This is a genomic window from Methylibium sp. (genome assembly GCF_013817365.1).
GTDB lineage: Bacteria > Pseudomonadota > Gammaproteobacteria > Burkholderiales > Burkholderiaceae_C > Methylibium.
Genome location: NZ_JACDCU010000195.1, coordinates 1 through 7,280, shown reverse-complemented (window position 1 = coordinate 7,280; position 7,280 = coordinate 1). Strand labels below are relative to the sequence as shown.

General features: G+C 69.9%; 6 protein-coding genes. All 6 read left to right on the top strand.

All coding sequences use genetic code 11. From position 1 onward, the window contains the following. The coding region (locus H0W38_RS12660) for a cyanophycin synthetase (RefSeq protein WP_292454525.1) at positions 1-377 on the top strand (377 nt) is incomplete at its 5' end. Beyond that, the gene (gene mraY / locus H0W38_RS12655; protein ID WP_292454523.1) at positions 377-1,558 is read left to right on the top strand and encodes a phospho-N-acetylmuramoyl-pentapeptide-transferase; all 1,182 of its coding nucleotides are present in this window, start codon (positions 377-379) and stop codon (positions 1,556-1,558) included. The genes H0W38_RS12660 and mraY, both read left to right, overlap by 1 nt. Before the next feature lie 81 nt (positions 1,559-1,639). After that, on the top strand, positions 1,640-3,328 hold the full coding sequence (gene murD, locus H0W38_RS12650) for a UDP-N-acetylmuramoyl-L-alanine--D-glutamate ligase (RefSeq protein WP_292454522.1): 1,689 nt from the start codon (positions 1,640-1,642) through the stop codon (positions 3,326-3,328). 161 nt (positions 3,329-3,489) lie between these two features. Continuing rightward, a complete protein-coding gene (gene ftsW / locus H0W38_RS12645) occupies positions 3,490-4,677 on the top strand; it encodes a putative lipid II flippase FtsW (RefSeq protein ID WP_292454527.1) in 1,188 nt (395 codons plus the stop codon). Beyond that, complete coding sequence (gene murG, locus H0W38_RS12640) at positions 4,674-5,774, top strand: undecaprenyldiphospho-muramoylpentapeptide beta-N-acetylglucosaminyltransferase (RefSeq protein WP_292454520.1); 1,101 nt, start codon at positions 4,674-4,676, stop codon at positions 5,772-5,774. The genes ftsW and murG overlap by 4 nt, the downstream gene beginning before the upstream one ends. After that, the gene (gene murC / locus H0W38_RS12635) at positions 5,771-7,183 is read left to right on the top strand and encodes a UDP-N-acetylmuramate--L-alanine ligase (protein ID WP_292454517.1); all 1,413 of its coding nucleotides are present in this window, start codon (positions 5,771-5,773) and stop codon (positions 7,181-7,183) included. Before murG ends, murC begins: the two co-directional genes overlap by 4 nt. Positions 7,184-7,280 lie beyond the last annotated feature (97 nt).

Sequence of the window (7,280 nt, the reverse complement as noted above, 5' to 3'; positions counted from 1 at the left end):
GCTACAACGCCAATCCCGATTCGGTTCGCGCCGCCATCGACGTGCTCGCCACCTTGCCGGCGCCGCGTTGGCTGCTGCTCGGCGACATGGGTGAAGTGGGCGAACGCGGGCCGCAGTTCCACGCCGAAGTCGGCGCGTATGCGCAAGCGCAGGGCATCGATGAGCTGTGGACGGCCGGTGCTGCCAGCCTCGCTGCTGCCGACGCCTTCGGCCCGGGCGCGCGGGGCTTCGACGACACGCTGGCCTTGCTCGCCGCGCTCGGCAGCGGCGGGCTGCCGCCGGCGGGCGCGATCGTCGTCAAGGGCTCGCGCTTCATGAAGATGGAGCAGGCGGTCGCCGCCCTGCGTGCCGCCGCCGCCGACGGAGGGACCGCCTGATGCTCGTCAGCCTGAGCCAGTGGCTTCAAGTGCTTTACCCCGAGCAGCTCGGCGTGCTGCGCGTGTTCCAGTACCTGACCTTTCGTGCGGTCATGGCAGCGATGACGGCGCTGCTGATCGGCCTGGCGCTCGGCCCCTTCGTGATCCGCCGGCTCACCGAGCTCAAGATCGGCCAGCCGATCCGCGAGTACGGCATTGCGGAGCACCTCGCCAAGCGCGGCACGCCGACGATGGGCGGCGCGCTGATCCTGCTGTCCATCGCCATCAGCACGTTGCTCTGGTTCGACTGGAGCAACCGCTTCGTGTGGATCGTGATGATCGTGACCTTCGGCTTCGGCGCGATCGGCTGGGTGGACGACTGGCGCAAGGTGGTCGACAAGAACCCCGAGGGCATGCGCTCGCGCGACAAGTACCTGTGGCAATCGGTGATCGGCCTGATCGCCGCGCTCTACCTGGCGTTCAGCGTGGCCGAGACTTCCAACCTGCGCGTGATCCAGCTCTTCATCTCCTGGGTCGGTAGCGGCTTCACGCAGGAGTTGCCGGCGCGTGCCGACCTGATGGTGCCGTTCTTCAAGACCATCAGCTATCCGCTGGGCGTGTTCGGCTTCATCATCCTGACCTACATCGTCATCGTGGGCAGCAGCAACGCGGTGAACCTCACCGACGGGCTGGACGGCCTGGCGATCATGCCGGTGGTGATGGTGGGCTCGGCGCTCGGCGTGTTCGCTTACGTGACCGGCAACGCGGTGTTCTCGAACTACCTGCTGCTGCCGCACATTCCCGGCGCCGGCGAGTTGCTCATCTTTTGCGCCGCGATGGCCGGTGCGGGCCTGGCCTTCCTGTGGTTCAACGCCTATCCGGCCCAGGTGTTCATGGGCGACGTGGGCGCGCTCGCGTTGGGCGGCGCGCTGGGCACGATCGCGGTGATCGTGCGCCAGGAGATCGTGCTGGCGATCATGGGCGGCATCTTCGTGCTCGAGGCGCTGTCGGTGATGGCGCAGGTGGCGTACTTCAAATACACCAAGGCGCGCTACGGCACCGGCCGTCGCATCTTGCTGATGGCGCCGCTGCACCACCACTTCGAGAAGACCGGGTGGAAGGAAACGCAGGTCGTGGTGCGCTTCTGGATCATCACCATGCTGCTGTGCCTGGTGGGTCTTTCGACCCTGAAGCTGCGTTGAAATGACCACCCCCAAGCACCTTCGGTGCGGCCCCCCGCGGGGGCGTGCAGCCCTCTTGGGACGGCCCGGCGAGGGCTGGCCATGAAGTCATTGCAGGACACGACCGTGCTGGTGCTGGGCCTCGGGGAATCGGGGCTGGCGATGGCGCAGTGGTGCGCGCGGCAGGGCGCCGTCGTGCGCGTGGCCGACTCGCGCGAGCACCCGCCGCGAGCGGCCGAGCTGGCCGCGTCGGTACCGGCCGCGCAGTTCGAGCACGGCTTCGACGTGGCGCGGCTCGACGGCGTGCAGCGCGTCTTCAAGAGCCCGGGCCTGTCGCCGGTGGATGTGCTGCTGGTGCCGCTGCTCGCGCGGGCAGCGGAACTCGGTGTGCCGGTGCAGGGCGAGCTCGACCTGTTCGCGCAGGCGTTGGCCGAGCTGAAGGTCGAGCGCGGCTATGCGCCGAAGGTGATTGCGATCACCGGCACCAACGGCAAGACCACGACCACCGTGATGTGCGGGCAGTTGATCGAGCGCAGCGGGTTGCGGGTTGCGGTGGCCGGGAACGTGGGGCCGACGATGTTGGCGAGCTTGGCGGCGGCGCTGGAGCGGGAGGGCCCACCCTCACTCCAACCCGCTCCCGCCGAGGTGGAAGAGGCAGCCGAGCCGATCGCCGTCGAAGCACCGTTTATCGACAGTGCCGCCGGAGCCGACGATTCCGCTCCGATTCCGCTCACGCCCCCACCACCCTCCGCCCCCGTCTTCGAACACCTCCCCGACGCCTGGATCCTCGAACTCTCCAGCTTCCAGCTCGACACCGTGCAAGGCTTCGAGCCCAGCGCCGCCGTGGTGCTCAACCTCAGTCAGGACCACCTCGACTGGCATGGCTCGATGGCGGCCTACGCAAAAGCCAAGGCGCGCGTCTATGGCGGCGCCTCCACGGTGATGGTGGTCAACCGCGACGATCCCGAGGTGCAGGCCATGGTGCCGCCGCCGCAGATCGTCAAGGGCGCGACACGCGGCGCACGTAGCCAGACCGTGCACCGCAAGGTCGTGCGCTTCGGCCTCGATGCGCCGCGCGCGCCGGGCGACTACGGCCTCGTGATCGAGAACGGCATGGCCTGGCTGGTGCGCGCGCTCGAAGCCGACGAGACCCTCAAGCGCAAGAAGGGCGACGACACGTTCGAGCTGCACGTGCAGCGCCTCATGCCCGCCGACGCGCTGCGCATCCGCGGGCGCCACAACGCCGCCAATGCGCTCGCGGCGCTGGCGCTGGCCACGGCCATCGGCCGGCCGCTCGCGCCCATGCTGCACGGCCTGCGCGACTACCGTGGCGAGCCGCACCGCGTCGAGTTCCTCGCGACGGTGGGCGAGATCGAGGCCTACGACGACAGCAAGGGCACCAACGTGGGCGCGACGGTCGCGGCCATCGACGGCCTGGGCGCCGACAAGGCGCCCGCCAGGCTCGCGGTGATCCTGGGCGGCGACGGCAAGGGCCAGGATTTCGGGCCGCTGGCCGCCCCGGTCGCCCGCCATGCACGCTCGGTTGCGCTGATCGGCCGCGACGCACCGGCCCTGGAGGCTGTTCTTTCGGGCACGAACGTGCCGCTCGCGCGCCACGCCACGCTCGAAGACGCCACCCGCTGGTGCTTCGAGCAGGCGCGGCCCGGTGATGCCGTGCTCATGAGCCCGGCCTGCGCCAGCCTGGACATGTTCCGCAACTACGAGCACCGGGCCGAGGTCTTCGCAGCGACGGTGCAGGCGCTGGCGCTCGAACGCGGAGAAGCTGCATGAACCGCTCCGCCAGCACCGCCCACCGCAGCTTCGGGCTCGAGGCGCTGCGCGCTTGCGTCGGCGCGTTGCTGCCACGCCGCGCCGCCGCGGCGGGCCGCACGGAGCCTGGCTCGACATCTTCGAGAGAGCGGTTTGCCGAACTGCGCAAGCCCGGCGCCCCGATGTCTCTGCCGATCCGCGACTGGGTCAGCGTTTCGTCCGGCCAGCCCGCGCGCCTGCTCGGCTTCGACCAGGCGCTGGTGTGGGTGGTGATCGCGTTGCTGGCGCTCGGCACGGTGATGGTCTATTCGGCCTCGGTCGCACTGCCCGACAGCCCGCGCTTCGCGCGCTACGAGCCCACGCACTTTCTGTTGCGCCACGTGATCTCGATCCTCGTCGCCGGCCTGGCGGTGATCGTCGCGGTGCAGATTCCCATGAGCGTGTGGGAGAAGTGGTCGCCGCTGTTCTTCCTGGGCTCGCTCGTGCTGCTGGCGGTGGTGCTGATTCCGGGCGTGGGCCGGGGCGTCAACGGCGCGCAGCGCTGGATCTCGCTGGGCGCGATGACCTTCCAGCCCTCCGAACTCGCCAAGCTCGCCATGGCCCTGTATGCCGCCGGCTACATGGTGCGCAAGATGGAGATCAAGGAAAACTTCTGGCGCGCCGTCACGCCGATGGCGGTGTCGGTCGTGATCGTGGGCGTGCTGCTGCTGGCCGAGCCGGACATGGGCGCCTTTCTGGTCATCGCGACCATCGCCATGGGCATCCTGTTCCTGGGCGGCGTGAACGGCCGCATGTTCCTGCTCATCAGCCTGCTGCTGGTGGGCGCCTTCGTGCTGATGATCACCCTGAGCGATTGGCGGCGCGAGCGCATCTTCGCCTACCTCGACCCTTGGGACGCGAAGTACACGCTGGGCACGTCCTACCAGCTCACCCATTCGCTCATCGCCTTCGGGCGCGGCGAAATCTTCGGGCAGGGCCTGGGCTCTTCGGTCGAGAAACTGCACTACCTGCCAGAGGCGCACACCGACTTCCTGCTCGCGGTGATCGGCGAGGAACTCGGCTTCGTTGGCGTGGCGATCGTCATCGCGGCCTTCTTCTGGCTGGCGCGGCGGGTGTTCCACATCGGCCGGCAGGCGATCGCGCTGGACCGCGTGTTCTCCGGCCTGCTGGCGCAGGGGCTCGGGATCTGGCTGGCCGGGCAGGCCTTCATCAACATGGGCGTGAACCTGGGCGTGCTGCCGACCAAGGGACTGACCTTGCCGTTGATGAGCTACGGCGGCTCGGCGATCCTGATGAATTGCGTGGCGCTGGCGATCGTGTTGCGGGTGGATATCGAGAACCGGCAACTCATGCGGGGAGGCCGCGCATGAGTACAACGCGCCATCTCGTCGTCATCGCCGCCGGCACCGGCGGCCACATCATCCCCGGCCTCGCCGTGGCCGATGAGATGCAGCACCGGGGCTGGACCGTGAGCTGGCTTGGCACCACCCACGGCATGGAGAACCGCCTCGTGCCGGCGGCGGGCATCGCGCTCGACACCGTCGCCTTCAGCGGCCTGCGCGGCAAGGGCCTCGTGCACACGCTCACCGGCGGGGTGCGCCTGCTCAGCGCCTTCGCGGCCTGCCTGCGCATCCTGCGCAGACGCGCGGCCACGGTGGTGCTGGGCATGGGCGGCTATGTCTGCTTCCCCGGCGGACTGATGGCTTCGCTGCTCGGCAAGCCACTGCTGCTCGTCAATGCCGATGCGGCCCTGCTCATGAGCAACCGCGCGCTCGGCCCGGTGGCCGACCGCATCGCCTTCGGCTTCGATGGCGCGGCGGCAGCGACCACGCGGCAGGCGGTGGTCACCGGCAACCCGGTGCGCGCCGAGATCGAGGCGCTGCCCGCGCCGGTCGAGCGCTACGCCGGCCGCGAAGGGCCGCTGCGCCTGCTGGTCGTCGGCGGCAGCCTGGGTGCGCGCGTGCTCAACGAGACGCTGCCGCAGTCCCTGGCGCTGATGGCGCCGCACGAGCGGCCGAGGGTCGCGCACCAGACGGGGCAGCTCAACCGCGATGCGGTCAAGGCGGCTTATGTGGCGGCGGGCATCGATCCTGATGGCGAGGACATGGAGGTCGTTCCCTTCATCGACGACATGCCGCGCCGGCTGGCCCACTGCGACCTCGTCGTCTGCCGCGCCGGCGCCGTGACGGTCAGTGAACTGTGCGCGGCCGGCGTGGCCAGCGTGCTGGTGCCGCTGATCGTGAGCACCACCTCGCACCAGCGCGACAACGCTCAATACATGGCGCAGCACGGCGCGGCGGTGCACCTCCCGCAAAGCGAGCTGTCGCCGCAGGGGCTGGCCGACTTGCTGCGCGGACTGGATCGCGCGCAGTTGCTGGCGATGGCGGAGAAGGCCCGCTCGTTATCTCGCCCGCGCGCGGCGGCGCGGGTGGCCGACGAGCTCGAAAGACTGGCGGTGAAGGCATGAAACACGCCGTCAAGCACATCCACTTCGTCGGCGTTGGCGGCGCCGGCATGAGCGGCATCGCCGAGATCCTGCACAACCTGGGCTATGTCGTCTCGGGCTCGGACCAGCACGACGGCACTGTGACGCGGCGCCTCGCCTCGCTCGGCATCCGCGTGGCGATCGGTCATGACGCGCTTCACATCGCCGGCGCCGAGGCGGTGGTCGCCTCCACGGCTGTCGGCGCCGACAACCCCGAGGTGCAGGCCGCCCTGGCCGCCCGCGTGCCGGTGGTGCCGCGCGCGGTGATGCTGGCCGAGCTCATGCGCCTGAAACAGGGCATCGCCATCGCCGGCACCCACGGCAAGACGACCACCACCTCGCTGGTCGCCAGCGTGCTGCACGAGGCCGGGCTCGACCCGACCTTCGTGATCGGCGGGCGGCTCATCAGCGCGGGTGCGAATTCGCGCCTGGGCGACGGCGACTTCATCGTGGTGGAGGCCGACGAGTCGGACGCCTCCTTCCTCAACCTCAACCCGGTGCTCAGCGTCGTCACCAACATCGACGCCGACCACATGGACACTTACGGGCACGACTTCGAGCGCCTGAAGGGCGCCTTTGTCGAGTTCCTGCACCGCATGCCTTTCTACGGCGCGGCGATCATCTGCACCGACGACGACGCCGTGCGCTCCATCATCCCGGCGATCTTGCGCCCGGTGGTGAGCTACGGGCTCGGCGAGGACGCGCAGATCCGCGCCGTCGACGTGCAGGCCCTGCCCGGCGGGCAGATGCGCTTCGTTGCGCAGCGCCGCAACGGCGTTCGCATGCCGGACCTGTCAGTCACGCTCAATCTGCCCGGCGTGCACAACGTGCTCAATGCGCTGGCGGTCATCGCGGTGGCGGCCGAGCTCGAGCTGCCCGATGCGCCGGTCGTCGCGGGACTGGCGGGCTTCACCGGCGTGGGCCGGCGCTTCCAGCGGCACGGCGAGCTGGCCTGCCGCGGCGGCGGCGGCTTCACTCTGGTCGACGACTACGGCCACCACCCGGTCGAGCTCGCCGCGGTGATCGCCGCAGCGCGTGGCGCCTTCCCGGGCCGCCGGCTCGTCATCGCCTTCCAGCCGCACCGCTACACCCGCACGCGCGACTGTTTCGAGGATTTCGTCAAGGTCATGGGTACTGCCGACGCGGTGCTCCTCGGCGAGGTGTATGCCGCCGGCGAGGCGCCGATCGTCGCGGCCGACGGCCGGGCGTTGGCGCGGGCGTTGCGCGTGGCGGGCAAGACGGAGCCGGTGTTCGTCGACGAGATCGCCGACATGGCCCAGGCCGTCGTCGATGCGGCGCAGGACGGCGATGTGGTGATCGTCATGGGTGCCGGGAGCATCGGCGGTGTCGCGGTGCAGGTGGTCGAGTTGAGCCAGAGGACCGTGGGATGAGGCAGGCTGTGGATTGCCAGGGCGGGCGTTGCTTGGCTGTCGTCGGGCGGGGGCAAAGCCGCGGGCGGGCGGCGGGCTTCGCTTCGGTGCGGCGGTG